The sequence below is a fragment of the Bartonella sp. CL435QHHD genome (assembly GCF_042195095.1).
Lineage (GTDB): Bacteria > Pseudomonadota > Alphaproteobacteria > Rhizobiales > Rhizobiaceae > Bartonella.
In genome coordinates this window covers 1-21690 of record NZ_JBHINS010000054.1, presented here as the reverse complement: position 1 = coordinate 21690, position 21690 = coordinate 1, and the positions used below count along the sequence as shown (strand labels likewise).

Below are 21690 nucleotides of genomic sequence, written 5' to 3'. Positions count from 1 at the left end.
TATTTATCGTGTCTTAATGGTTATTTTGTTGTTGTTCAGCTTCTCTTTTAGCGCGTTCTCTTGCTTCTCGTTTAGCTCTCATTTTTTCAATCCAAGCGTCTTGTTCAGCTTTCAATTTTTCCATTGATTTGCGATTTTCTTCGTCAATTTTACGACTTCTTTCTGCTGCTTTTGCTTCATATTCTTTCTGAAGTTCTAAAAATGCTAACCGCATGTTTTCACAATTCTTTGAAGTTCCTGCAAATCCACATTTAGCATCCCATTCTAGGCGTAATTTTTCATCTTTTTTAAATTCAGCGACGCTATAAGTTTTTTCACATCCAGCTGTGATGAGCCCTGTGCAAAGTAGCAATGTTGTTATGAGAACTTTATTCATAGATATTTCCCCTTCTTTCTTTCAGTTTTACAAGTTTTGAGCACAATCTTTAAATTCTGCTATGTTCTGGTTTTTTATAACCAGTGATGATAAATCTAGGGCACAGACATAATGTTGCCATAAATATATTGTATAGTCTGTAAGGCTCTTTAAGTTGAGCAGCTAAAGCGCAATAGATGTTATCCATTGTTTTTGTAATGGGATTCATTAACATATTGTCTATCTTAGTGAATATGCCTTTGCTTTCTACTGCCATTTAGATGCTCCGCTTTTCATTATGTCTTAATGGTTATTTTGTTGTTCTTCTGCCGCGCGCTCTTTTGCTCTTCGTTCTTCCTCAGCACGTCGCTTTGCTTCTTGTTCAGCTAATTTTTTTTTAGTGTTAGCTTCCATTTTTTGAAGTCTGGCTCTCATTTCGGCTTCGGAATCTCTAATCATTTTTTGAAACTTTTCATCATCTTCACGCTCTCTTTCTTCAGCTTTTGCTTCATATTCTTTCTGAAGTTCTAAAAATGCTAACCGCATGTTTTCACAATTCTTTGAAGTTCCTGCAAATCCACATTTAGCATCCCACTCTAGGCGTAATTTTTCATCTTTTTTAAATTCTGCGACGCTATAGGTTTTTTCACAACCAGCAGCGATAATTCCAGTGCAAAATAGCAATGTTGTTATGAGAACTTTATTCATCAATATTTCCCCTTTTTCCTTTCAGTTTTACAAGTTTTGAGCACAATCTTTAAATTCTGCTTGTGTTATCGGTTTTTATAACCAGTGATGATAAATCTAGGGCACAGACATAATGTTGCCATAAATATATTATAAAGTGCATAAAGCTCTTTAAGTTGAGCAGCTAAAGCGCAATAGCGATGTGTAATGGTGCTATCCATTGTCTTTGTAAGGGGTTCCATCAACATATTGTCTATCTTAGTGAATATGCCTTTGCTTTCTACTGCCATTTAGATGCTCCGCTCTTCATTATGTCTTAATGGTTATTTTGTTGTTCTTCTGCCGCGCGCTCTTTTGCTCTTCGTTCTTCTTCAGCGCGTGTTTCCGCTCTTTGTTTTTCGAGTATTTTTTGAGTCTCAGCTCTCATTTTTTCAAGATCAGCTTTTTGTTTCGCCATAAATTCTTCATATCTTTTGCGATTGTTCTCTTCCGCTTGACGCTCTCTTTCTTCAGCTTTTGCTTCATATTCTTTTTCAAGTTCTAAAAATGCTAACCGCATGTTTTCACAATTTTTTGAAGTTCCTGCAAATCCACATTTCGCATCCCACTCTAGGCGTAATTTTTCATCTTTTTTAAATTCTGCGACGCTATAGGTTTTTTCACAACCAGCAGCCATAAGCCCTGTGCAAAGTAGCAATGTTGTTATGAGAACTTTATTCATGATTAATGACTGTCCTGTTTCTTTTCAGATTCTTGTTTATCGTCATTTGTTGAGCCAGTTCTCCCCCATCCCCATGTTGGAAGACTCTCACGATAAGCTTGCTCTGCGTTTTTACAATTTTGCGAATCGAGATCCCCTGATGTCATACATTTCATTTTCCATTTTTCGTATAATTTGTGATCTTTTTTAAATTCTGCGACGCTATGGGTTTTTTCACATCCAGTGGTGATCAGCCCTGTGCAAAATAGCAGTGTGGTGATGACGATTTTCTTCATGGCGTGCTCCAGATCTTATCTATTCTTTTCTGATCCTCTTTAATTCTAGCTCGCCATTCAGCGTCTTCTTTAATTCTCCGTTTTTCAGCTTCAGCTTCCCATTTTTCAATTCGTTCTTCTTCAGCGCGTCGCTTTGCTTCTTGTTCTGCTCTCCATTTTTCACGTTCAGCTTTTCTTTTAGCTTCTTCTTCTTTTTGCTTTTTTTCCCATTCTTCTCTACGTTTACGGTTTTCTTCTTCTGCCTTTTTCCTGCGTTCTGCCGCAAGTTCGTGATCGGCTACTCTTACATTTTCACAATTTTTTGAAGTTCCTGACCATCCACATCTCACAGCCCATTCTTCAAATAATTTTTTATCTTTTTTAAATTCTGCTACGCTGTAGGTTTTTTCACAGCCAGCTGTGATGAGCCCTGTGCAAAGCAGCAATGTTGTTATGAGAACTTTATTCATTATTTATTGTCCTGTTTCTTTTCAGATTCTTGTTTATCGTCATTTGTAGAGCCAAAGCCTTTCCAATTTTTACGGTTTTCAAATTCAGCTTGCTCTGCATTTTTACAATTTTTCGAATTCAAATCCCCTGACGTCAAACATTTCACTAATACTTCTTCCATCAGTTTTTTATTTTTTTTAAGTTCTTCTACGCTATAGGTTTTTTCACATCCAGTGGTGATCAGCCCTGTGCAAAGTAGCAATGTTGTTATGATGATCTTGTTCATGTTCAAGCCCCTCTTTTTTCTCGTTTATTGACCACGCATTTTTTGGGCCAAAGCTTTGGTTCGTGCTTTAAATTCTTCCATTTCACGTCTTTCTGCCGCTTTTTCTTCTGCTTGTTGAATCATCGCGGCGGCTTGCATTTGGAGAACTTGTGTTTGGAGTTTTGCTTGTATCGCTTCTAGTTGTGCTTGAATGCCTTGAATTTTACCCGCATCTTCAGTACTTCCAAGTTCGTCAAGAAGCTTGGTAATGTTTTTTTGTGTTTCACTGGCTTCTTCGTAGACGTCTTGTCCTTTTGCTGCTTGTCCTACTACGCGCTGTTCGGCTTTTTTTACTTCCTGTGCGTAAAAAGCATCCACGGCCTCTTTTGATCCAGCACCCCCTGAGGGCTCTTTGTATTTAAGTTCTTCTTGCCATTTTTGCGTGTTTTTGCTGCCGCCGCCGCCGCCACCGCCGCCACCACTGCCCATCGATTGTTGAAAGTGGTTAAAATCTGAAGGCAGGGCGCCACTGCTCCCTTGCTTGTTAAACATCTCTTTCAATCCCGAAATGTCAGGCTTGACATTTAAGGAGTTATATAATTGTTTCGCTTGATCGAGTTGGCTCTTTAATTGGTCAAGCTGTTGTTTGCCTTGTTGAATTTGTTGTTTCAATTGCTCAAGTTGCTTTCCCCCTTGCATAAAAGATTTTAAATCGAATGTAGGCATTTGTGCGAATGCATTTGTTTGAAAGCCAAATGAAGCTGCATAGACGGCTGTTGCCAATAAAAGTTTTTTCATTGCTTTGACCTTTCTTGAAAAATAGGAAGCCATTTTTCTGGAGATTGTCCAACTTCATCCATAATGGTCTCTAGGAGTTCAATATTCTTGGTGGTGCCACTTAAAATGGCTATTTCATCATCAAAGCCGCGTAAATTTAGTTCTGCTACAACTGAACTTTGTCCTTGTTTGATGAGAAAACGCCGTGACTCACGGCTTAATTCTGATTGTATCAGGTTAAATTCTCTGTCTGATAATTTAAAACCTTCTACATAATCCCCATGATTGCCCTTTTGATTGGGAAAATAAATTTGTGTTGGGCATTGCTCTATAATGGTGTGGGCAATGGTCGAATTGATCGCATCTTTGGGAGATTGCGTTGCAAACAACATCAAACCATTTTGTTTACGGATAGTTTTCAGCCTGTCTTGCGCAAAGGCTTTAAAGGAATCATCCTCTAAGGCTTTCCAAAATTCATCAATGACAATGATAATACGACGCCCATCAATCAGAGACAAAATTCTATGAAAAAGATACATCATCAAGGGGGGACGAATTTCATTATTGTCTAAAAAATCCGTCATGTCATAACCAATAAATTTTGCATCAATGCCAATGTCGTCATCAGGATTGTCAAAAACCCACCCTAAGGCATTGCCTTTACACCATCTTTCTAAACGACCCGCTATCCCCTCCCTGTGCGTGGTGTCAAAAAACATTTGTAAGGCGGAGATCGTCCGTTGTTCTTTGGGTAATAAGGCAAGTTGGTCAACAGCAGCAGAAATATCTTGTCTTTCTGATTCACTGATCTTTTGATCTTCAGACGAAACAAGCTTTATAATCCATTGGCGTAAAAAAACTCTATCTGCTGGATTGTTATAGTCTAAGCCTTTTAGCGGTGCTATGCCTGTCGGTCTACCATTCTTCAAGGGCATATAAGTGCCGCCACCCGCTCTGACAAAAAGTTCTGCGCCCCGATCTTTGTCAAAAAAGACCATATTGGGATCATGCTTTTGAAGTTGCGCTAAAAGAAAATTGACAATAACCGTTTTCCCAGAACCAGAGGGACCACAAACAAACGTATTGCCTAAATCACCAAAGTGAAAGTTAAAATAAAACGGTGAACCAGCAGAGGTTTTCATCAAGGCTACCGCTGGTCCCCATACATTGCCATCTATTTTCCCAACCGGAAAAGAATGAAATGGAGAAAGCGCTGCATAATTGCGGCTTGTTATTGCACCAGAGCGGGTGCGATAAGCATAATTGCCAGGCAATTGTGCCCACCAAGCCGCTGCTAACCCTAAATCTTCCCGCGCAATGACAGCCCCACCATCTGTAAGACGAGAACGCGCTTTGGCAAGATTATCCGCTAACTCTTGCGGCGTATCAGCAAAAACTGCCAATGATAAATGATGTTCCCCTAAAACAAAACGATTGGATTCAAGATCATCAAGCGCATCATCCAGTTCCATAATTTGTGAACCTGCTCGATCTCCTGCATTGACCATTTGATTCTGTTTGCGCCCCATAATCTGTTTGGCAGCATTTTTGCTCTTGAAAATAAAAGATTGGGTGAAAATAAACTCAAAGGGAAGGGTGAGCAAACCATCCGCCATGCCTACCCTGGTTTTTGCTGGATATTCTTTCCAACCAAACATGCCCGCAAACCGCTGTGCCGCCTCGGTGCGTATTTCTATGATCTCTTTTCCAAAAATGAGACGGTCTGAATAAACAGTCGAAGCTATCGTCCCCCATGTGAGAGGGATACGTTCACGACGACCTCCCACCAATTGGTGGATAAACTCACTTTGCTGCGAATAAATATTGCCTTCATGTTCATAAAGACTCAATCTTCTTGCACCATAGCGCTCTAAATTTTGAATAAGATCTGTTGTAATATCTTCAAGCTTGCGAATGGACTCTGCATCAACTTCTGTCTTTTCTTGCTTGGCTTTGCCTAAACGTTTGAAAAATTCCACTAATTTATCCGTTTGATCAACGTGTGGATTCCACAAAATCGAAAGATAAAGCTCATTGCGATAAAGCTCCTGTGAAATCATCCGGTCGCGATATTTATCATCTAATTGCTTGGCAAATGCCGATCTGAAAGTCCCATCCGGATAAACAGTTTCACGCTTTCTGATAATATGGCTATAAAGCGCTATCCGTTCATCCGCTATGTTTTTAAACAGATTATTGAGCTGTTCGTGAAGCACATTCAGATCAATAATATCCGCTGTCTCAAAGTTAATGCCTTCAAGTTTAATAACGCTCATGAGAGCGCGTGAATCCAGCGCAATGATGTGCTTGTTGACATGGCGCACATAAGGAATGATCGCCTCTGGCTGCTTTTCACGTTTGCGCTCTGTTCTATTCATTATAATTCCTCATAATTACGAATTAATCGTAATGGAGAAATACTTCCCCCACCCCATAGACTCGAATTTCTGGCAAAAATAGATGTCTTTTGCCATGTCAGAAGAATACGAAATTTGTTATGGTCATGCTTTAGGATTTCCTTGAATATGAAATGCAGCATCACACCAAAGGTTAGAAAAAAAATATTGCCTGCCATAATGAACAATATCATCGTTCCTATCCCATTTAATCCCATAGCTTCCACCGTCACGCCTGCGATCATTGCAGGGCGCGTGCAAGCAAGAAATAACGTATCTTCTGTTAGCTTGTCGTGCTCTTTCATGGCTTTGAAAGGCAAAGTTTAATTAGGAAAGCATTGATACGATTTGCGATGCACCCATAACAATGCCGATGCCAACACAAACGAAAAAAGCTTTACGCATTTCAACATAACCAGCAATCCATGCAAGCCCAATACCAGCAACGGCAATGGTTGCGATTGATTTTGCAATGTTTCCTGTTAAAGCTTCAATTATTTTTTTAAGTGCATCGTCAACTTTTCCGAAGTCACCTGCGGCAAATGCTGGTTCACTCAGTGCGATGAAGGCAATAAACAGCATCAATGCTGCTGTTAACCATTTCTTTTGGGTGTTGGATAGAATAGTTTTTTGTAAGGTATGTTCATTAATGAACGAATTATTCATGTTTTTCATGAAAATTCCCCCGCTTTATGTTTAAGTTGATCATAAAATTAATATTCAAAATATTAATCGGGAATCATATAAATGAAAAAAATAAATTTTTCTATCGATAAATTAATAATATTTAATCTTTTATTATTTAATGAACAATAAAATACAGCAATATTCAAAATGATACTTTTAAAATATCTTCGATCAGCGCCTAAATATATTATCTTAATTTGTATTATTATTTTAGGATACTTTTATTTAAGTCAACATAATGAACAACTTACTCAAACTTCTTTTTTAAAAGGATCAGAAAAGACAATTGGAAACCCCGTTCAAAATCCGAAGTCACAATTGATAGATTATGCAAACCAACAAGACGTAAGCCAACAAAATGTGGTATTGCATCCAGAACCACTCGCATCACAATTTTATGAAGAAAATGTGCCGGTCTATTCCGGTGCTATACAGGTTACAAGTGGTGTGACCTTTAAAATGATTACGCTTGTAGATGATGGGTGGAGAAAAAAGATCATCCGTGATATCCGCTTATATGGTGTGGAAAGCTGTGAAATGAGGCAATTTGCCTCACGCAACGGAGTTAAGTGGCCTTGCGGTGCTTTTGTTACGGCTTGGCTTGTTTCAAAAACAATTGATAAAAAGGTTACTTGTCGGCAAGCACGTGTCGTTCAACAGGTTCATTATGCACAATGTTTTGTAGATGGGGTTGATCTGGCGCGGTTGGGGCTTGCTGAAGGGTTGATGGTGTTGACAAAAGATCAGCATCATTTTCCATCCCCAGCAGACTATAAAACCCTACAATCTGCTGCTCAAAAAGCACAAAATGGTTTATGGTCGAGCCAATTTCAACAACCAGAAGATTGGCGAAGAGATCATGGAAGCTATAATCCCATTGACCATAATTAATAAAGCGTTCTCTCAAGCGCTATTTAAAAATCAAGACAATATTCTACTGCAAATCTTATCAGAAAAAAGTTAATTATAATCCACACAGTCCTTGGTGGACAACGCTCGTTATGGAAAATTGTTGTGTTTAAAGCTCGCTTACGCATATAGGTTGCTCACTACAGCGCTATGGAAGAGCGCGTTTCCTTCCCCTAAACAAAATAGTCATTGTAACAAATATGAGTGTTCAGAAAAATCTGAACACATGCAAACTACTGATGTGACCTATGGTCATGAAAAAAGGCTTATGAAAAAATAGAGAAAAGGTAAAACTGAAAACACCTTGCCTTCAAAAAACAACCAATTGCTTCAAATCAAACCAGAATTTTTAATGTAAGTTTTGCCTTATGTTGTTATGTTCGTGAAATATGGGTTGCAATCTGAAAGAGAGTGTAGCGGTTCTATGGAATTTTTAGCAAAATGAAGGGGATTTTTTTTCAGGCTTTTGAAGAAGCTAAAGAGACTATGAGGAAAAAAGTGTGCTTTCTTTTGCTATAAAAGAAAGCACACTGAGGGGGAATTTAGAGTGACAGTTTTACATATTTTACTTTGAAAAGCGGTCTTTTTTATCTTTTTTCCACAAAAAATAAGTTGCAAGTCCGAGAATGGGAACACCCAATTTGGCAAAAGGGAGATGTTGACTGAGAGCTGCAAGGCTGGAAACGGTCGCATCTGTCATGAGTTTGTGGCGTTGTTCTTCTGTCTTTTTTTGTTGGTCATAGCGTTGATAAGTTTTGAGAACGCGACTGATAATAAGACCTAATCCTGCAAGAGAAAGACAAATTAAAAACATGATACTGGCGGCAGCAAGAGGCTTCATAACAGAACATAACGCAATAAAACCGATGGTACATAAAAAAAGCAAAGACATGAAGAATGAAATGCCAATAAACCCATAGAAAATTGCTTGAAGGCGTACTTGCTTGACTGTGCTTTTAAGCCCTCCACCGACAAGATGGTTTAAAAGAGGCGCGATAAACTTATGCATTGCTTAACGACGCAGTAATTGAGAAAGAATAAAACCAACCCCTGCGGCAAACAAAACGCTTTTGCCAGGATTTTTGCGAACGCATTGATTCATGGTTTGTTCAAGATCACTGATTTTGTCTTTTGCTTGAGACATCATGTCTTCACCACTTTCTTTCGCTGAGTGATATAGTTTTTCCGCTTTGTCTTTGGCGGCGTTGAATTTGTTTGCACCAAGATCTGTTAGGGTTGAGGTAATCCCTGAAATTTCAGTGCGTAACGTTTCTAATTGTCCTTGTAGGTCTTTTTGTTGGTCTTTTTCTACGGCTGATTTATCGTGCTGTGTTGTTTTATTATGGGCCATGGTATTTTTCCCTCTTGATTCATTATATTTGTATTGGTGTGTTCATAGTGATCATTTGCATTGGAGTGAAAATTTTCACTGCTTGAGTAACGCCAAAAGCTTTTTTTGGTTCCTTTCATTTTGTCGAATTTAAAACTGTTTTTGATAAAATAAATCTTTCCTATACGATATGCTTTGTCTGTAAAGGGTCGCATCTGTTGAGAATTGTCTTATGCTTTTGCAGCAATTTAGCACCATTCTTCAGTTTCTCGTGGCGCAGTTTTTTATAAAAGTTTTTTAAAAAGCCTGTTGAGGTTTATTTTTTAGGCTTGTGACAGGTAAAAAACATCGTTGTTGCGATTTTGCGGCAGAAATAATGTCATTTTTATGCTTTTGCAGAAGAAAAAGAAAATAATATTGCGGCTCTTTGCTCTCTATGTATTTGGGGGCAACACGCGCTCCCCATGATACTTTTGGTCAGTTTAAAATATTGCGATCGTTCTTTTTTTAAACGTAAGGTATATTTTTATTTTAGGGTAGAAGAGGTACTTCAGTGCACGGGTTTTTAGAGATGTGCGTATCCTTTTCTTCAAGAGTTTTATGATATTTTTGCTGCTTGTTTCATGTAAGAAAATATTTTGTTGGCTTTAAAAGAGCCGCTGAAATGAGAGAAACTTTGCGATATGAGAGATTTATTTAACAGGAACGATGATAAATTATTCTTATAAATTAAAATATTATATGCGATACTTCTTGTAAGTTTATCATTTTGCCTAATTTATGCAATAAATTGATTGGGTAAGATAAACTTGTTGAATTGTTAGAGAAAAATTTCTTGAGTAATTTCTTTAGAATTAAGAGAGAGCTTGTGAAATAAAACTATACTTGATTTATCAAGTTTTCTTTCTTAAGAGGAATACACAAGTGACGTTAAAAGGGTAGTGGCATTTTGGAACAGTGATGCTATGCGGGGTGACGATCCAGCTCATAAATAAAGATAAGAGCACAAGAATGTGAGATAAAAATGGAATCTGAAACAGTCCCTTTAGATAAAACAGTCCCTTTAGATAATATGTCTGCTGTATTGACAGTGCATGATTTTTCTCCTCTTTCTATGTTTATGGCTGCTGATTGGGTGGTGAAAGCCGTTATCATTATTTTGTTACTTGCTTCTCTTATGTCTTGGACAATTGCTTTTGTGAAAATTGTTGAGATCACTTTGGTAAAACGAAGAGTACGTCATGAACTTCAATTGGTTCTAAATGCTCAGACTCTTACGCGTTTGGCAGCTAGCTTGAAAGAAAGCAAAGGGGCTGGTGTGTTTTTTCTCAAAGAAGTCCTTAAAGAGGTGTATCTTTCTGCACAACAGGTTCATTTTTCTGCTCCTGAAGGGATAAACGAAAGCTCTGGTGAAAAAACCAGTACAGAGGAAAGGGCACAAACGATTGAAGATATTCTCTTTTATGAGGAGAGCAATCAATATGAAGATGTTTCCCGCGATGTTCGCGATGCTAAGGCTCGTGATGTTCATGAAGGTTTAAAAGAAAGGGTTCATTCACTTTTGTCACGCTGCTTGCTGGCTGCTACACGCCGTGTTGCATGTGGAAGCGCTGTTCTTGCAACTATTGGCGCAATTGCTCCTTTTGTTGGTCTTTTTGCAACTGTTTGGGGAATTATGAATTCTTTTATTGGGATTGCTCAGTCTCAAACAACGCGACTTGATGTGGTGGCGCCTGGAATTGCTGAAGCCTTATTCGCAACGGCTGTTGGGCTTTTTGTGGCTATTCCCGCCGTTGTTATGTATAATAGCCTTATGCGTGCTTTGAGTGGTTATCGTAGTGATTTAGGTGATATCGCTGCTGCTCTTGAAAGGCTCTTGAGCCGTGAACTTGATAGACAAAGACAACAGAAAAGTCATAAAAAATGAAAGCAAGCCTTAATAATGATTGGGATATAGACGAGAGTGGGTTGCAAAGCGAAATCAATGTGACCCCTTTTATTGATGTTGTATTGGTGTTGCTTATTGTTTTTATGGTTGCAGCGCCTTTGGCAACATCTGCCATTTCCGTTCAGCTTCCTTCTATAACTCAAGCACCTTCAGTGGTTCAGTCTGATGAACCTCTTTATGTTACGTTGCAAAAAGATCGTTCTCTTTACATTGGTGATCATCTTGTAGAACAAGCAGCTTTGAGAGAAGCTTTGTTGAGGGAAACGACGCAAAATTTAGAGACAAAAATTTTAATCAAAGCGGATAGCGAAATTGATTATGGTGCTGTCATCGATTTATTAAATCAAATACGCATGGCTGGATATCATAAAATCGGTCTTGTAGGATTGCAAAACTCTACCAATCTTGTCTCAAGAGGTGAGATCAATAATAAAACAACAGGGGTAGCGAACGCTGCTGTCGATGGAGCGGGTGGTAACGTTGTGGGGCATGTGGATGCCGTAACAACGAGCACTACGGGAAACGCTAATATTCCAGCCGATGCCTCTGATCAGTGATAAAAAACAGCCTTTGTTGCAGGAAGCAAAGCATATTACTCAAAGTCGTAGAGTGAAATTGATGAGGGTTCCGTGGATTTATTAAACCAAATACGCATGGGTTTGATATTATGCAGGGGGTTCATATATTGAATCGGTTTTTTAGGATTAAGCACTACTCATCTTGCCGCAAGAGGTGCGATCAAGAAAACAGCAGAGGCGATTGTTGTGTGTCTTAATACATCTTAAAGCTCTTTTTGCGGCGGTGTTCATAAATGGTATAACGGTAAAGCCCCCGTAAAATAATCAAAAAATCTATCGAACCTCACTCTCTTTATGCTTAATAAAAGAGTAAGCGAGCACCATTATCGTATTTATATTTTTTTCCCAAGACAGTGTTAATATACGTATTCATTGTAGGCATTTTTTCAGTTTTTATCTGTATGCTAACCACGTTTGGAATGTGAGAAACATGCTTTTGATTGATTTAATATCAATAGGCTTGCCATGAAACAATCTTACAGTATTGAGATTTCTCATTTAAGTTGAAAGACAATTCATTATTATTATAAATCAATATGATGTATAGATTGTCGACATTACAAGCAGTGTGTGAACGCTCAATGGTTAATGCCAATGTTTTTGTTATGGGGGAGGGGTATCTGGTGTTAATGAAGTTTTGTATAGCGCACGAGACGTAATTGAGAGATGATTGTTTAGAGCAGCGTTTAGTGAAAAAACTTTGAAAGCAAATGCGCACTCCTTCTGCACTTTAAAAGCGCAAAGAATTTCCAGTATGATGTATAGATTGTCGACATTACAAGCAGTGTGTGAACGCTCAATGGTTAATGCCAATGTTTTTGTTATGGGGGAGGGGTATCTGGTGTTAATGAAGTTTTGTATAGCGCACGAGACGTAATTGAGAGATGATTGTTTAGAGCAGCGTTTAGTGAAAAAACTTTGAAAGCAAATGCGCACTCCTTCTGCACTTTAAAAGCGCAAAGAATTTCCAGTATGATGTATAGATTGTCGACATTACAAGCAGTGTGTGAACGCTCAATGGTTAATGCCAATGTTTTTGTTATGGGGGAGGGGTATCTGGTGTTAATGAAGTTTTGTATAGCGCACGAGACGTAATTGAGAGATGATTGTTTAGAGCAGCGTTTAGTGAAAAAACTTTGAAAGCAAATGCGCACTCCTTCTGCACTTTAAAAGCGCAAAGAATTTCCAGTATGATGTATAGATTGTCGACATTACAAGCAGTGTGTGAACGCTCAATGGTTAATGCCAATGTTTTTGTTATGGGGGAGGGGTATCTGGTGTTAATGAAGTTTTGTATAGCGCACGAGACGTAATTGAGAGATGATTGTTTAGAGCAGCGTTTAGTGAAAAAACTTTGAAAGCAAATGCGCACTCCTTCTGCACTTTAAAAGCGCAAAGAATTTCCAGTATGATGTATAGATTGTCGACATTACAAGCAGTGTGTGAACGCTCAATGGTTAATGCCAATGTTTTTGTTATGGGGGAGGGGTATCTGGTGTTAATGAAGTTTTGTATAGCGCACGAGACGTAATTGAGAGATGATTGTTTAGAGGTGCGTTTAGTGAAAAAACTTTGAAAGCAAATGCGCATTCCTTCTGCACTTTAAAAGCGCAAAGAATTTCCAGTGAAAGAGTGGTTGGAATAAGTATGTGTGTTATTTTGAGAGGAGCGATTTTTCAGAGCTTCTTAAGTGTGTCCCGTTGAACCAAAACCTCCTGTTCCACGGCTCTCGTTATGGCTTTGGGTGTTTTGCTCTGGTTCAATGGCGCAAACATTAACTTGAGATACGGGGGCGATGACTGTTTGGGCAATGCGCATGCCCTGTTTAAATGGAAAAGTCTTCTTGTCCTAAATTGATAAGAAGGAGTTTGACTTCACTTCCGGATAGTCACACTCAATCGTTCTTAGAGTGTTGAGGCATGTGATGCCCGTGTTTTAAGGCTAAGCCAGAGCGTGGACGGATGCGTGCTTCAAACCCCACGTGATAAATGAAAAATGAGACCTGTTGGAATAAGTGCCCGCTGCCCAGGGGCAAGAACAAGCGTTTCTTCTTTACCAATTTGCTGCTTGTAAATCCAAGACCCGCAGAACCAGCCGTTGCGTAATGAGGAAGCTTTCTTGTCCCAAGTGCAAGATGCTGAACGGATAAAGTCTGGGCATGTGAAGATTGAGAAGAGACAGGAGAAGAGTAAGGATGCCCGTTTAGAGGGGCGTTTAGTGAAAAAACTTTGAAAGCAAATGCGCACTCCTTTTGCACTTTAAAAGCCCAAGGGGTTTTAAGTGAAAGAGTGGTTGGAATAAGTATGTGTTATTTTGAGAGGAGCGATTTTCAGAGCTTCTTAAGTGTGTCCCGTTGAACCAAAACCTCCTGTTCCACGGCTCTCGTTATGGCTTTGGGTATTTTGCTCTGGTTCAATGGCGCAAACATTAACTTGGGATACGGGGGCGATGACTGTTTGGGCAATGCGCATGCCCCGTTGGATTGAAAAGTCTTCTTGTCCTAAATTGATAAGAAGGACTTTGACTTCACCACGGTAGTCACTATCAATCGTTCCTGGAGTGTTGAGGCATGTGATGCCGTGTTTTAAGGCTAAGCCAGAGCGTGGACGTATTTGTGCTTCAAACCCAAGAGATAAATGAAAAATGAGACCTGTTGGAATAAGTGCCCGCTGCCCAGGGGCAAGAACAAGCGTTTCTTCTTCTCCAATTGCTGCCCGTAGATCAAGACCCGCAGAACCTGCTGTCGCGTAGCAAGGAAGTTCTAAACCTTGTCCGTGTGCAAGACGCTGAACAAATAAAGTCTGGGCACGTGAAGATTGAGAAGAGACAGGATGGTTGTTTAAAGGGGCGTTGGTTTCAGTGTGCGACATGATCAAGGCATTTCCAAAATATGAGGTCTAGAAGAAAATGATACTTTAACAAAAGATATCTATAAAACCAAGTCGATAAAGGTGTGTGGATATAGGTTGTCCCCAGAGCTTGCTTATCATCTCTTACTGACCTAAAATATTCCACAACACCACCTAACATTATCAATGGCATTTTTCAATAATGGCATCATCAAGGATGGCTTATGCCTAGGGGCATGCGCTTATTTGAGATCTAAATTATGGTTACAGATAAGATTTTTTAGATACTACCGATAAGAATACCCGTGGCAAAAACCAGAGCACCACCAATGATGACCTGTAAAGAGGCGCGCCAAAAGGGAGTGGACATGAATTTGTTCTGAATCCAGACGATGGCGCCTAGTTCGAAAAAAACAATGATAAAAGCAATAATTGTCGCTACATAAAAAGAGTTGATCAAATAGGGAAGAGTATGACCTAGTCCTCCTAATGTTGTCATGATGCCGCTGGCAAGACCTCTTTTTAATGGCGAACCACGCCCTGATAATTTGCCGTCATCATGGGCTGCTTCTGTAAAACCCATTGAAAGTCCCGCACCAATTGAAGCTGAGAGCCCTATCAAAAAAGTTTGATGCGTGTCTCCCGTGGCAAAAGCTGCGGCAAAAATGGGGGCAAGGGTAGAGACAGAGCCATCCATTAATCCTGCAAGACCTGGTTGAATCCAAGTCAAAAGTGTTTGTCTTTGCGTTTTTGAAGGTTTTTTTATGGTGTGATTTGCCGCTGTTGTTTTTTGGGAGGGATGGCGGCTCTTTTCTTTCACAAGAGAAGTTTTGTCACATAATGAACCGATAGTGTTTGCACGATTATGACAAGAAAGGCACAAAAGTTGCTTATAATTTTTAAGCTCTTGAAGCCCCATAGCGGTAAAAACCGCGGCTTCCTTAGAGGAATAAGGTTCTAGAGCTTTTGCATATTTTAAATAGAGCGCCGCATGTTGCTCTTTTAATTTGAGCGCTTTAAGTATCACGTTTTGTGCTGAACGAAAGGACAGAGCTTTACGTTGTACAAATGAAAAAAACGATCTCAACATTTTCTGTTCCTCTGCACTTTAGAATAATTCTAAAACATAAGAAAAATAAACCGAAAGTCAATCTAAAAGTTAAAAACTGACAAATTACAAAAAGGTTGCACTGAGAAAAAAGGTGCTGGGATGCTGAGAAAGTATAAGGAGATTCATTAAATGGAGACGACAGGGGCGCATGAAAGAAATGATTACGTGAAAAAATTTAAGAGACAATGTGCTTTATTTTGCTACAGGGGCGTTTGAATGGAGCATTCTAATGTATTGATGCTCGAGAATATAGGAAAGGAATAAGCTAGCATCATCATTCATTTGATGCGTTCAAAAGACTGTAACAGCTCTTGGAATTTGAAATGATTCTTTTAAAGGAGATCTTTATTCAAGGGATAAAAGCCCATTTCGCGAGGGGCCCCCGTGAAGAGTATAGAAGGGTAGAGCCGCAAAATTTCCATGAAATAATATAAACTCCATTGAGTCTTCTTAATCTTTACGCTTCATAAAAGAGCAAGCTGGCATCATCATACACCTTAGCTCCCAGTGTTGCGACAGTCTTTAGCACGGTTCATTATAGGCATGGCATTTTATTGTACAGTTTTACGCCACTCATTCTGCTTGTGGAGGTGTAAGACAGTATTCTTATGATATTTACGCGCATTTTAGCGTTGTTACAGCTTTTGCATTTAGGTGGATTTGTTAGCGTGTAACGAATTATCTTTTGTGCTGTAATTGCAGGGGCAGGTTTAAGGGTGGGAGTGCATAAATGACAGAGATATTATCATATCAAATTGTTTGATCACGCATAAAAATTTACACTTTATGAAGGGGCATTTATCGCCTTGTAACTTGCCTGATATCTTGTATGAAAGCCCAAAATTCAGTAGGATTCTCTCATTTCAAAACTTCTTATCTTAAATCAATTCAAATCATTTTTTTGTGTATCACAAGGAAGGGTGTGGGTGCTGTGTTTTTATTTAAAGTATGGGATGAGTTGAAATGTGAAAAGTGCATAATCTCTACGCGTTAACAAACGTTTTTGATGTTTTTAAAAAAGAGCGAAATTGTGCAGAAAAAAAGGGAGCATATATGGAAATTGATGATAGTTTAGAATGGTTTTTGGGTTTGCACAAACTAACAATACCGCAGGCAGCGCTTTTAATAGTTGGATTAAATCCAGGAAAGTGTTTGTTTCACGATGAAACAGAACCAGAAAAGAGTGATATTTACGAAGATAACCTTTCCGTATCATCAGAGAAAACTGCTTGTTTCCGAGGAGCTTATAATGCCATAGTTCAGGCAGGAAAAGACGATCAATTAAAGATAGAATGGTCGAGTTTTTCTAATTATATAGAGACATATTCTTCATATGTTCTCGTTGATGATTTAAAAAAATGGCTTTTATTGCGTGGTCTGCGTCCTGCGTTTTTTTTCCCTGAGGATAATTTTGCTGAGACTAAGGATCAAAAATATGCGTTTCAAGATCCAACGCATCCACGTTATGCTCCAAAGCTTGCTGCTATTGTTGCGGCATGGGAAGCGGTGAGTGAGGCTGAGGGTGGTAAAACTGTTAAAGGAACGCTTATAAAGTGGCTTAGTGACAATGCCTTTCAGTACAAGTTGGTGGATGATGATAATTTACCAAGAGAGAAGCTTATTGAGGAATTAGCGGCTGTTGCGAATTGGGAACCTACCGGAGGGGCGCCTAAGACACCTGCCAATTAATTTTATCAAAAGAAAAAAAATAAAAAGATCAGTAAAATTGCGCTGTTTTTTTTTGATAATTTTGAAGATAATCTCTTTTTCTGGGGGAGATTTTTACTTTTCTTCCCTAGATTATAAGTAATTGTTTTTCAATGAAAATAATTTTTATAGTGTTCCTCTGACTGTTCAGGCGGGGGAAAATAGACATTTTGGGGCAGTAAAATTTACCCTGTAGTTTTCGTAACTTACCTCTCTATTTTTGTTTGATTTTTTTGGGCACTTTGCAATCCATTATAAATTGAAATGAGAATGCAACATGAGAAAAATATTTTCTTTTTTTACGGTGCGTGGAAGTGCAAAAAATCCTCAAGTAAATGCACCGATAAATACACCGATATTGGAGCAGCCTGTTGCCGATGAGGTGGTGCGTAAATCGTTTAGAATAGGTCTATTGTCGTGTTGGTTAAAGTTTGAACTTATCCTTGTTATGGAAAAGGTCAAAGCTGAGCGCCATAGGCTTTCTCCATAAAGAAATCTTGTCATCTATGAGCGAGTGAGGATTTCTCTTGAAAAATTTGCACAATAGCAAAACTCGTTAGCAAAACCCGTTTTGTGGTGTAACAAAAAGGATGTCATAAATGATTATCTCATCATAAATATGCTTTAAGAATAACCCGTGCGTGGCGAAAGTCTATGGCGTAGTCGCTATAGATTTTTGCTCCGTGTGTGATGATCAATACTTTTGTTTATCTCTTGTCAATACAAGTGCCCATGAAAGTGATGAGAGTCTATTGCTCCATTGTGATGCTTGGTGGTTCATGTTTAGAAACGACAAGTGTATTAAATGCGATAGGGCTGATAGAAAGGAAAACGTATCCTGTAAAAATAGGTGTGTCTTTAAAATAAAGCTGATAAACGAAATTATTTTTTTATCTACCTTTTATATGGTGAGAAAAAAGGCATTCAAAGCGCAAGCATAAGCAATTCAGCAGTAAATCCCAAAATAGCATAGATCGTTTCTAGGAGAAGAGGGAAGAAAATCTATCTGCAAAAGCTATGTTAGCTCGTGTGACCGGTGAAATAATGTGGTTAGGGCAATAAACAATTGTTTTTGGTGAAGAGATAGAAATCGGTTGGGTGTTGATTTCTGGTTTATTAGAGAATTTTCTTTGTTACCTCGTCAAATACGATCGTTTGAGGTGTGGTCATATAAAGCGAAGCTTTTTTTCAATCTTGGAAAGATATTCCCATTGCGGAAAATCATATAAAGTTTAAGCAACGGCAGCACGATTTTTTGTGCAATGAAATGATAAGTATGTACAATATCTCGGTAATCTCCATGGGAAACTTTACCGGATCCAAGGTGTGGATATTGTCTTCTGCTTACCCCAAATCGCAGATATTTCAAAACAACAACGGTGGAGCAAAACAACAACGGTGGAGAATGAATGTTGGATATGTTCTAGGGAAGGTTGCAAAAAATGGCAGTTTTCAAAAAAATACTAAAAATGACGAAAGGAGCGGTTTCCCACTCCTTCGTTCCTATCTCCCCTTGCGGGGAAGCGGCCACCATTACTGATGCCGTGTATGCTGATATAGGTACACTTATTTTTCCCAAAAGTCAATACTGTAAATGCGGTAAATATTTGAGCATCAGAGCTACAACTTTATGAAAATCTTCGCAGGATAACCTTGGAACGGTACGTGAGCAACTTAAACGACTTACAGAAACTGTTGTGACATAATTGCAGATAATCCATGCTTTTTTATTCTCTATGGGAGATTGTATTGGATACGCAGCGGGATTATTGGGTTGTGATTTCGTTGAAAAAGGTAAAACTGTCACATTTCCATATAATTTTGCATTCTTAGAAAGCACTAAAACAGGCCGCTTTTTCCAAAATTCAGGGAGTATCGAATCATGAGGAAAATCGCACCAAAAAACTTGCCTGATGCGTGGTGCCGATTTGATTCGTGGTTTTATATGAGGTGGTTTTTCGTAAGGCGCATTTAAATCTCTTTCTTTTATATGCTCACGCCATGCATTATGATCATGTTCCATCATAACACATGGTTCTTCAAGTTTGGTTATATCTAAGGAAATAGGTGATAGGGTAGAAGGCTCTGTATTCTTATCTTCAGCCATAGCAGACCATTTATATTTATTGGTCCCCTCACTTATTATTTTACGGCTTTTCTATCACGAGTTTTTATCAAAATGTTGCTTATAAGTACAGAGAGGTGAAACCATAAAATGGATGTATCTGCTTATTTTTGTCTTTATGAGTACAACGCTAGAGGAGGGATGTTGGTGACTCGTTGGTGTTGGTGGGTTGGTTTGGCGGTGGGGTGGTTTTGGGTGGGGATTGGTGACTGGAGAGTTGTTGGTTAGGGGGGAAGCGATTGGAGAGAACGAGTGAACGCGGTTTCGTTTCTATTTTATGGTTAGAGTTTTTTATTGCTTGAAAGAATGCCTTTTGAAGTAATATAGAGGCTTATAAGGCTGAAAAATAGGCTTGAGACGACATTCCAACCGGCAAATGAAAGAAAAAGAAAGCGTGCGGATGCTTCAGAACAAGAAGGGGGATGAATGTTGTTTAATTGGCTGAGCAGCTGGTTAATGTCTGAGGTTTTTCTGACTGCGCTTAAACCACAACTGAGGGGAGCAGCCCAAAAGCCATATTCAACACCCGCATGATAAATGGCTAAAACAAGGCTGATGCACATTAAGACAAAAACACACAAAAATAAAAGTTGTACCCAAGCAGTTATGCGAAAAAAATATGCCCCAAAACCTGCTAAAAGCAAAAATGGTATGGCCCCATAATAGGGGAAACGCTCTATGAGACATAAATCGCAAGGAAGATACCCTCCGAAATGTTCAAAACCAAGGGCAATACCTATTGTGGCAGACAAGCAAAAAGCAAGAAAAAAAGCCCACAAACTTTGTTCTTTTCTGCTGGGTTCAAGATGAAGGTGCTTGTGTAAAAGTGGGTGAGAAGACAAAACGCATGCCATTAAGTCTGTTCCTTATAAAAGCTTCCTGTTTAAAAAAGCTATGAAAATCCCATAAATTAAAAGGAGGCTAACACAACCAATGAGAACAATCCATTTGAAATGCTGTACTAAAAAATTCATTGCTTTTTGTCCAAAATGTTTAATCAGCCACGCGAGAAGATAAAAACGAGCGCCTCTAGAAAAAATACAAATAAGCATGAAAAGTTCAAGACGTACACTCATTACACCGGCCAAAATTGTGACAATCTTGATGGGGGGAAGATGAAAAAAACCTGATGTTATCAGTAAAATGATTAGAAATTGCAGGGTTGCACTATTTTTCAGAGATTCAAAACTTTCAACCTTACCATAAATTTCTAAAATGGGTTTGGCAAGGGTATCATAGGCAAAATGTCCGATAAACCAACCGGCAATGCCTCCTAATACAGAACAGATTGTCGCAATCAAAGCATAGCGATAAACCCGCTTTTGATGGATAAGAAGCATCGGAATATATAAAACATCTATGGGAATTGGAAAAACAGAACTTTCAATAAAGGCAATGAAACCAAGCCAGTGTGGTGCTGTACGCCGATTTGCTAAAGAAATCGTCCAAAGCTTTAATTTGTTTAATATCATGAGGCTTTTTATAAGTTTAAGAGGTAAAGACTTTACAAATGAGATTGCTATAAATCCGGTAGAGAAATCCAATAAAGAAAATATTCCATAAAATAGATCAGAAAATGATATGAATTCTTAAAAAATGAGAAGTCTTCTGTTGACGAATCTGTGCTTCTTCATATAGTGCAAAGGAATAATCGACAAGTCTATCTTTTATAGTCCTGTCTTTTATAAAAGTGTGCGGGTGTGGTGGAACTGGTAGACGCGCCAGACTCAAAATCTGGTTCCGAGAGGAGTGTCGGTTCGAGTCCGACCACCCGCACCACTTCATAAATATTTCCCTTTATCCTGTTATGGCGCATCACTTTGGTTTATAAAACATGGGATTTATAAAACATGGGGGGATTTATAAAACATGGGGGGATTTATAAAACATGGGGGGATTTATAAAACATGGGATTTATAGACCGTGTTCAATGTTTTGCATGTTGAATGAAAAACCTCGAATACCGTAGGATTCTCTCATTTCAAGTCTGCTTATAGTAAATCAACCAAAATCATGTCGCTCGTACGTTACAAGCTAGATGAGCTCGCGTGGAGTGAAATTTTACAAAAAATGAATAAAAATGCCTCTTATGCCGTTTCAAGGGCATCATTGGAGGTAAAGTGTATGATGGATGGTGCCAGCTTGCACTTTTATGAAGTGTAGAGATGGTGCTCTATAGATTTTATATTCTTGTAGGTGCTTTCGCAAAATGGGCTTGAGGGTTTTGAGAGATGTTTCTTTAAAACACGCATGTGAGTTGGCAACCAAAGTGTCTTGAATTTGAGTGTGTTTGGTTTGAAGCGTTGTCGTATGACATGAGGGGCGTGATCGCCAAAAAGATATGTGAGCAACAAAAGCATGAGGCAATGCGTAATCTCCACTCTTTAAAAGACAGAGTTTTAGAGGTTTAAAAAATAGTGCTTTAGAGGCTCTATAGATTTTATATTCTTGTAGGTGCTTTCGCAAAATGGGCTTGAGGGTTTTGAGAGATGTTTCTTTAAAACACGCATGTGAGTTGGCAACCAAAGTGTCTTGAATTTG

The 21690-nt window shown here is 38.8% G+C and carries 28 protein-coding genes, 1 tRNA gene and 2 pseudogenes; 11 read left to right on the top strand and 20 right to left on the bottom strand.

Annotation, left to right across the window (positions count from 1 at the left end; genetic code table 11):
- Positions 1–13: 13 nt before the first annotated feature.
- The 12 genes and pseudogenes from ACFILH_RS02795 to ACFILH_RS02740 form a co-directional block, all read right to left on the bottom strand.
- A complete protein-coding gene (locus tag ACFILH_RS02795) occupies positions 14–376 on the bottom strand; it encodes an EexN family lipoprotein (protein ID WP_375667325.1) in 363 nt (120 codons plus the stop codon).
- 49 nt (positions 377–425) lie between these two features.
- Complete coding sequence (locus ACFILH_RS02790) at positions 426–632, bottom strand: hypothetical protein (protein WP_375667324.1); 207 nt, start codon at positions 630–632, stop codon at positions 426–428.
- Between the two features lie 26 nt (positions 633–658).
- Complete coding sequence (locus ACFILH_RS02785) at positions 659–1063, bottom strand: EexN family lipoprotein (RefSeq protein ID WP_375667323.1); 405 nt, start codon at positions 1061–1063, stop codon at positions 659–661.
- A gap of 65 nt (positions 1064–1128) precedes the next feature.
- Positions 1129–1332 carry a hypothetical protein gene (locus ACFILH_RS02780; RefSeq protein WP_375667322.1) on the bottom strand — a complete coding sequence of 68 codons (204 nt, stop codon included), beginning with the start codon at positions 1330–1332 and terminating at the stop codon, positions 1129–1131.
- 26 nt (positions 1333–1358) lie between these two features.
- Positions 1359–1763, bottom strand: a complete 405-nt coding sequence (locus ACFILH_RS02775; RefSeq protein ID WP_375667321.1) for an EexN family lipoprotein — start codon at positions 1761–1763, stop codon at positions 1359–1361.
- Positions 1764–1765: 2 nt separating this feature from the next.
- Complete coding sequence (locus tag ACFILH_RS02770; protein WP_375659735.1) at positions 1766–2038, bottom strand: EexN family lipoprotein; 273 nt, start codon at positions 2036–2038, stop codon at positions 1766–1768.
- A 137-nt stretch (positions 2039–2175) separates the two neighbouring features.
- Positions 2176–2487, bottom strand: a pseudogene (locus ACFILH_RS02765) (EexN family lipoprotein); the annotation flags it as partial.
- On the bottom strand, positions 2487–2753 hold the full coding sequence (locus tag ACFILH_RS02760) for an EexN family lipoprotein (protein WP_375667320.1): 267 nt from the start codon (positions 2751–2753) through the stop codon (positions 2487–2489). The gene ACFILH_RS02760 and the pseudogene ACFILH_RS02765, both read right to left, overlap by 1 nt.
- A gap of 24 nt (positions 2754–2777) precedes the next feature.
- Positions 2778–3530 carry a type IV secretion system protein gene (locus ACFILH_RS02755; protein ID WP_375667319.1) on the bottom strand — a complete coding sequence of 251 codons (753 nt, stop codon included), beginning with the start codon at positions 3528–3530 and terminating at the stop codon, positions 2778–2780.
- Positions 3527–5887, bottom strand: a complete 2361-nt coding sequence (locus ACFILH_RS02750) for a VirB4 family type IV secretion/conjugal transfer ATPase (protein WP_375643284.1) — start codon at positions 5885–5887, stop codon at positions 3527–3529. The genes ACFILH_RS02755 and ACFILH_RS02750 overlap by 4 nt, the downstream gene beginning before the upstream one ends.
- Positions 5887–6210 (bottom strand): type IV secretion system protein VirB3, encoded by a 324-nt coding sequence (locus ACFILH_RS02745; RefSeq protein ID WP_375628050.1) that lies wholly within the window; start codon positions 6208–6210, stop codon positions 5887–5889. The genes ACFILH_RS02750 and ACFILH_RS02745 overlap by 1 nt, the downstream gene beginning before the upstream one ends.
- A 22-nt stretch (positions 6211–6232) precedes the next feature.
- Positions 6233–6580, bottom strand: coding sequence for a TrbC/VirB2 family protein (locus ACFILH_RS02740; protein WP_375657485.1), 348 nt, complete (start codon positions 6578–6580; stop codon positions 6233–6235).
- 159 nt (positions 6581–6739) lie between these two features.
- Between ACFILH_RS02740 and ACFILH_RS02735 the strand changes: the two genes are divergently transcribed.
- Positions 6740–7483 carry a nuclease gene (locus ACFILH_RS02735; protein WP_375667318.1) on the top strand — a complete coding sequence of 248 codons (744 nt, stop codon included), beginning with the start codon at positions 6740–6742 and terminating at the stop codon, positions 7481–7483.
- A gap of 583 nt (positions 7484–8066) precedes the next feature.
- On the opposite strand, the gene ACFILH_RS02730 is transcribed toward ACFILH_RS02735, so the two are convergent.
- Both ACFILH_RS02730 and ACFILH_RS02725 read right to left on the bottom strand, forming a co-directional pair.
- Positions 8067–8510, bottom strand: coding sequence for a hypothetical protein (locus ACFILH_RS02730; RefSeq protein ID WP_375630955.1), 444 nt, complete (start codon positions 8508–8510; stop codon positions 8067–8069).
- A 3-nt stretch (positions 8511–8513) separates the two neighbouring features.
- Positions 8514–8852 carry a YqjD family protein gene (locus tag ACFILH_RS02725; RefSeq protein WP_375613241.1) on the bottom strand — a complete coding sequence of 113 codons (339 nt, stop codon included), beginning with the start codon at positions 8850–8852 and terminating at the stop codon, positions 8514–8516.
- 1003 nt (positions 8853–9855) lie between these two features.
- On the opposite strand from ACFILH_RS02725, the gene ACFILH_RS02720 reads away from it, so the two are divergent.
- The 6 genes from ACFILH_RS02720 to ACFILH_RS02695 all read left to right on the top strand — a co-directional run bounded on the left by ACFILH_RS02720 (position 9856) and on the right by ACFILH_RS02695 (position 12888).
- On the top strand, positions 9856–10758 hold the full coding sequence (locus ACFILH_RS02720; protein ID WP_375630956.1) for a MotA/TolQ/ExbB proton channel family protein: 903 nt from the start codon (positions 9856–9858) through the stop codon (positions 10756–10758).
- A complete protein-coding gene (locus ACFILH_RS02715; RefSeq protein WP_375659711.1) occupies positions 10755–11336 on the top strand; it encodes a biopolymer transporter ExbD in 582 nt (193 codons plus the stop codon). Before ACFILH_RS02720 ends, ACFILH_RS02715 begins: the two co-directional genes overlap by 4 nt.
- A gap of 775 nt (positions 11337–12111) precedes the next feature.
- Positions 12112–12234, top strand: a complete 123-nt coding sequence (locus ACFILH_RS02710) for a hypothetical protein (RefSeq protein WP_375654362.1) — start codon at positions 12112–12114, stop codon at positions 12232–12234.
- A gap of 95 nt (positions 12235–12329) precedes the next feature.
- On the top strand, positions 12330–12452 hold the full coding sequence (locus ACFILH_RS02705) for a hypothetical protein (RefSeq protein ID WP_375654362.1): 123 nt from the start codon (positions 12330–12332) through the stop codon (positions 12450–12452).
- Positions 12453–12547: 95 nt separating this feature from the next.
- A complete protein-coding gene (locus ACFILH_RS02700) occupies positions 12548–12670 on the top strand; it encodes a hypothetical protein (protein ID WP_375654362.1) in 123 nt (40 codons plus the stop codon).
- 95 nt (positions 12671–12765) lie between these two features.
- Positions 12766–12888 (top strand): hypothetical protein, encoded by a 123-nt coding sequence (locus ACFILH_RS02695; protein ID WP_375654362.1) that lies wholly within the window; start codon positions 12766–12768, stop codon positions 12886–12888.
- Positions 12889–13043: 155 nt separating this feature from the next.
- Here ACFILH_RS02695 and dut (ACFILH_RS02690) read toward each other — a convergent pair.
- From dut (ACFILH_RS02690) to ACFILH_RS02680, 3 genes and pseudogenes are all read right to left on the bottom strand, one after another.
- Positions 13044–13614 (bottom strand): annotated as a pseudogene (gene dut, locus ACFILH_RS02690) (dUTP diphosphatase).
- Between the two features lie 82 nt (positions 13615–13696).
- On the bottom strand, positions 13697–14227 hold the full coding sequence (gene dut, locus ACFILH_RS02685) for a dUTP diphosphatase (protein ID WP_375637785.1): 531 nt from the start codon (positions 14225–14227) through the stop codon (positions 13697–13699).
- A gap of 259 nt (positions 14228–14486) precedes the next feature.
- Positions 14487–15296 carry a VIT1/CCC1 transporter family protein gene (locus tag ACFILH_RS02680; protein WP_375637786.1) on the bottom strand — a complete coding sequence of 270 codons (810 nt, stop codon included), beginning with the start codon at positions 15294–15296 and terminating at the stop codon, positions 14487–14489.
- Positions 15297–16370: 1074 nt separating this feature from the next.
- On the opposite strand from ACFILH_RS02680, the gene ACFILH_RS02675 reads away from it, so the two are divergent.
- Entirely contained in the window at positions 16371–17006 is a 636-nt protein-coding gene (locus ACFILH_RS02675) for a hypothetical protein (RefSeq protein WP_375667317.1), read from the top strand.
- Between the two features lie 295 nt (positions 17007–17301).
- Positions 17302–17514 (top strand): hypothetical protein, encoded by a 213-nt coding sequence (locus tag ACFILH_RS02670; RefSeq protein ID WP_375667315.1) that lies wholly within the window; start codon positions 17302–17304, stop codon positions 17512–17514.
- 1092 nt (positions 17515–18606) lie between these two features.
- Here ACFILH_RS02670 and ACFILH_RS02665 read toward each other — a convergent pair.
- The gene (locus ACFILH_RS02665; RefSeq protein ID WP_273790913.1) at positions 18607–19131 is read right to left on the bottom strand and encodes a type II toxin-antitoxin system PemK/MazF family toxin; all 525 of its coding nucleotides are present in this window, start codon (positions 19129–19131) and stop codon (positions 18607–18609) included.
- Between the two features lie 108 nt (positions 19132–19239).
- On the opposite strand from ACFILH_RS02665, the gene ACFILH_RS02660 reads away from it, so the two are divergent.
- Positions 19240–19377 (top strand): hypothetical protein, encoded by a 138-nt coding sequence (locus ACFILH_RS02660; protein WP_375643294.1) that lies wholly within the window; start codon positions 19240–19242, stop codon positions 19375–19377.
- A 53-nt stretch (positions 19378–19430) separates the two neighbouring features.
- Here the strand turns inward: ACFILH_RS02660 and ACFILH_RS02655 are convergent, their stop codons facing one another.
- Positions 19431–20003, bottom strand: coding sequence for a disulfide bond formation protein B (locus tag ACFILH_RS02655; RefSeq protein WP_273790912.1), 573 nt, complete (start codon positions 20001–20003; stop codon positions 19431–19433).
- Between the two features lie 12 nt (positions 20004–20015).
- The gene (locus ACFILH_RS02650) at positions 20016–20621 is read right to left on the bottom strand and encodes a YqaA family protein (protein ID WP_273790911.1); all 606 of its coding nucleotides are present in this window, start codon (positions 20619–20621) and stop codon (positions 20016–20018) included.
- 222 nt (positions 20622–20843) lie between these two features.
- Between ACFILH_RS02650 and ACFILH_RS02645 the strand changes: the two genes are divergently transcribed.
- Positions 20844–20928, top strand: a tRNA-Leu gene (locus ACFILH_RS02645).
- The last annotated feature ends 762 nt before the right edge of the window (positions 20929–21690 follow it).

What these genes read in the sequence shown, in the direction of transcription:
- ACFILH_RS02680 (WP_375637786.1), bottom strand. Translation starts at nt 15,296, where the DNA reads ATGTTGAGATCGTTTTTTTCATTTGTACAACGTAAAGCTCTGTCCTTT.
- ACFILH_RS02700 (WP_375654362.1), top strand. Translation starts at nt 12,548, where the DNA reads ATGATGTATAGATTGTCGACATTACAAGCAGTGTGTGAACGCTCAATG.
- ACFILH_RS02705 (WP_375654362.1), top strand. Translation starts at nt 12,330, where the DNA reads ATGATGTATAGATTGTCGACATTACAAGCAGTGTGTGAACGCTCAATG.
- ACFILH_RS02785 (WP_375667323.1), bottom strand. Translation starts at nt 1,063, where the DNA reads ATGAATAAAGTTCTCATAACAACATTGCTATTTTGCACTGGAATTATC.
- ACFILH_RS02675 (WP_375667317.1), top strand. Translation starts at nt 16,371, where the DNA reads ATGGAAATTGATGATAGTTTAGAATGGTTTTTGGGTTTGCACAAACTA.
- ACFILH_RS02715 (WP_375659711.1), top strand. Translation starts at nt 10,755, where the DNA reads ATGAAAGCAAGCCTTAATAATGATTGGGATATAGACGAGAGTGGGTTG.
- ACFILH_RS02720 (WP_375630956.1), top strand. Translation starts at nt 9,856, where the DNA reads ATGGAATCTGAAACAGTCCCTTTAGATAAAACAGTCCCTTTAGATAAT.
- ACFILH_RS02655 (WP_273790912.1), bottom strand. Translation starts at nt 20,003, where the DNA reads ATGGCATGCGTTTTGTCTTCTCACCCACTTTTACACAAGCACCTTCAT.
- ACFILH_RS02740 (WP_375657485.1), bottom strand. Translation starts at nt 6,580, where the DNA reads ATGAAAAACATGAATAATTCGTTCATTAATGAACATACCTTACAAAAA.
- ACFILH_RS02745 (WP_375628050.1), bottom strand. Translation starts at nt 6,210, where the DNA reads ATGAAAGAGCACGACAAGCTAACAGAAGATACGTTATTTCTTGCTTGC.
- ACFILH_RS02795 (WP_375667325.1), bottom strand. Translation starts at nt 376, where the DNA reads ATGAATAAAGTTCTCATAACAACATTGCTACTTTGCACAGGGCTCATC.
- ACFILH_RS02760 (WP_375667320.1), bottom strand. Translation starts at nt 2,753, where the DNA reads ATGAACAAGATCATCATAACAACATTGCTACTTTGCACAGGGCTGATC.
- ACFILH_RS02725 (WP_375613241.1), bottom strand. Translation starts at nt 8,852, where the DNA reads ATGGCCCATAATAAAACAACACAGCACGATAAATCAGCCGTAGAAAAA.
- ACFILH_RS02665 (WP_273790913.1), bottom strand. Translation starts at nt 19,131, where the DNA reads ATGGCTGAAGATAAGAATACAGAGCCTTCTACCCTATCACCTATTTCC.
- ACFILH_RS02790 (WP_375667324.1), bottom strand. Translation starts at nt 632, where the DNA reads ATGGCAGTAGAAAGCAAAGGCATATTCACTAAGATAGACAATATGTTA.
- ACFILH_RS02710 (WP_375654362.1), top strand. Translation starts at nt 12,112, where the DNA reads ATGATGTATAGATTGTCGACATTACAAGCAGTGTGTGAACGCTCAATG.
- ACFILH_RS02650 (WP_273790911.1), bottom strand. Translation starts at nt 20,621, where the DNA reads ATGATATTAAACAAATTAAAGCTTTGGACGATTTCTTTAGCAAATCGG.
- ACFILH_RS02695 (WP_375654362.1), top strand. Translation starts at nt 12,766, where the DNA reads ATGATGTATAGATTGTCGACATTACAAGCAGTGTGTGAACGCTCAATG.
- ACFILH_RS02770 (WP_375659735.1), bottom strand. Translation starts at nt 2,038, where the DNA reads ATGAAGAAAATCGTCATCACCACACTGCTATTTTGCACAGGGCTGATC.
- ACFILH_RS02780 (WP_375667322.1), bottom strand. Translation starts at nt 1,332, where the DNA reads ATGGCAGTAGAAAGCAAAGGCATATTCACTAAGATAGACAATATGTTG.
- ACFILH_RS02775 (WP_375667321.1), bottom strand. Translation starts at nt 1,763, where the DNA reads ATGAATAAAGTTCTCATAACAACATTGCTACTTTGCACAGGGCTTATG.
- dut (WP_375637785.1), bottom strand. Translation starts at nt 14,227, where the DNA reads ATGTCGCACACTGAAACCAACGCCCCTTTAAACAACCATCCTGTCTCT.
- ACFILH_RS02735 (WP_375667318.1), top strand. Translation starts at nt 6,740, where the DNA reads ATGATACTTTTAAAATATCTTCGATCAGCGCCTAAATATATTATCTTA.
- ACFILH_RS02730 (WP_375630955.1), bottom strand. Translation starts at nt 8,510, where the DNA reads ATGCATAAGTTTATCGCGCCTCTTTTAAACCATCTTGTCGGTGGAGGG.
- ACFILH_RS02755 (WP_375667319.1), bottom strand. Translation starts at nt 3,530, where the DNA reads ATGAAAAAACTTTTATTGGCAACAGCCGTCTATGCAGCTTCATTTGGC.
- ACFILH_RS02670 (WP_375667315.1), top strand. Translation starts at nt 17,302, where the DNA reads ATGAGAAAAATATTTTCTTTTTTTACGGTGCGTGGAAGTGCAAAAAAT.
- ACFILH_RS02660 (WP_375643294.1), top strand. Translation starts at nt 19,240, where the DNA reads ATGGATGTATCTGCTTATTTTTGTCTTTATGAGTACAACGCTAGAGGA.
- ACFILH_RS02750 (WP_375643284.1), bottom strand. Translation starts at nt 5,887, where the DNA reads ATGAATAGAACAGAGCGCAAACGTGAAAAGCAGCCAGAGGCGATCATT.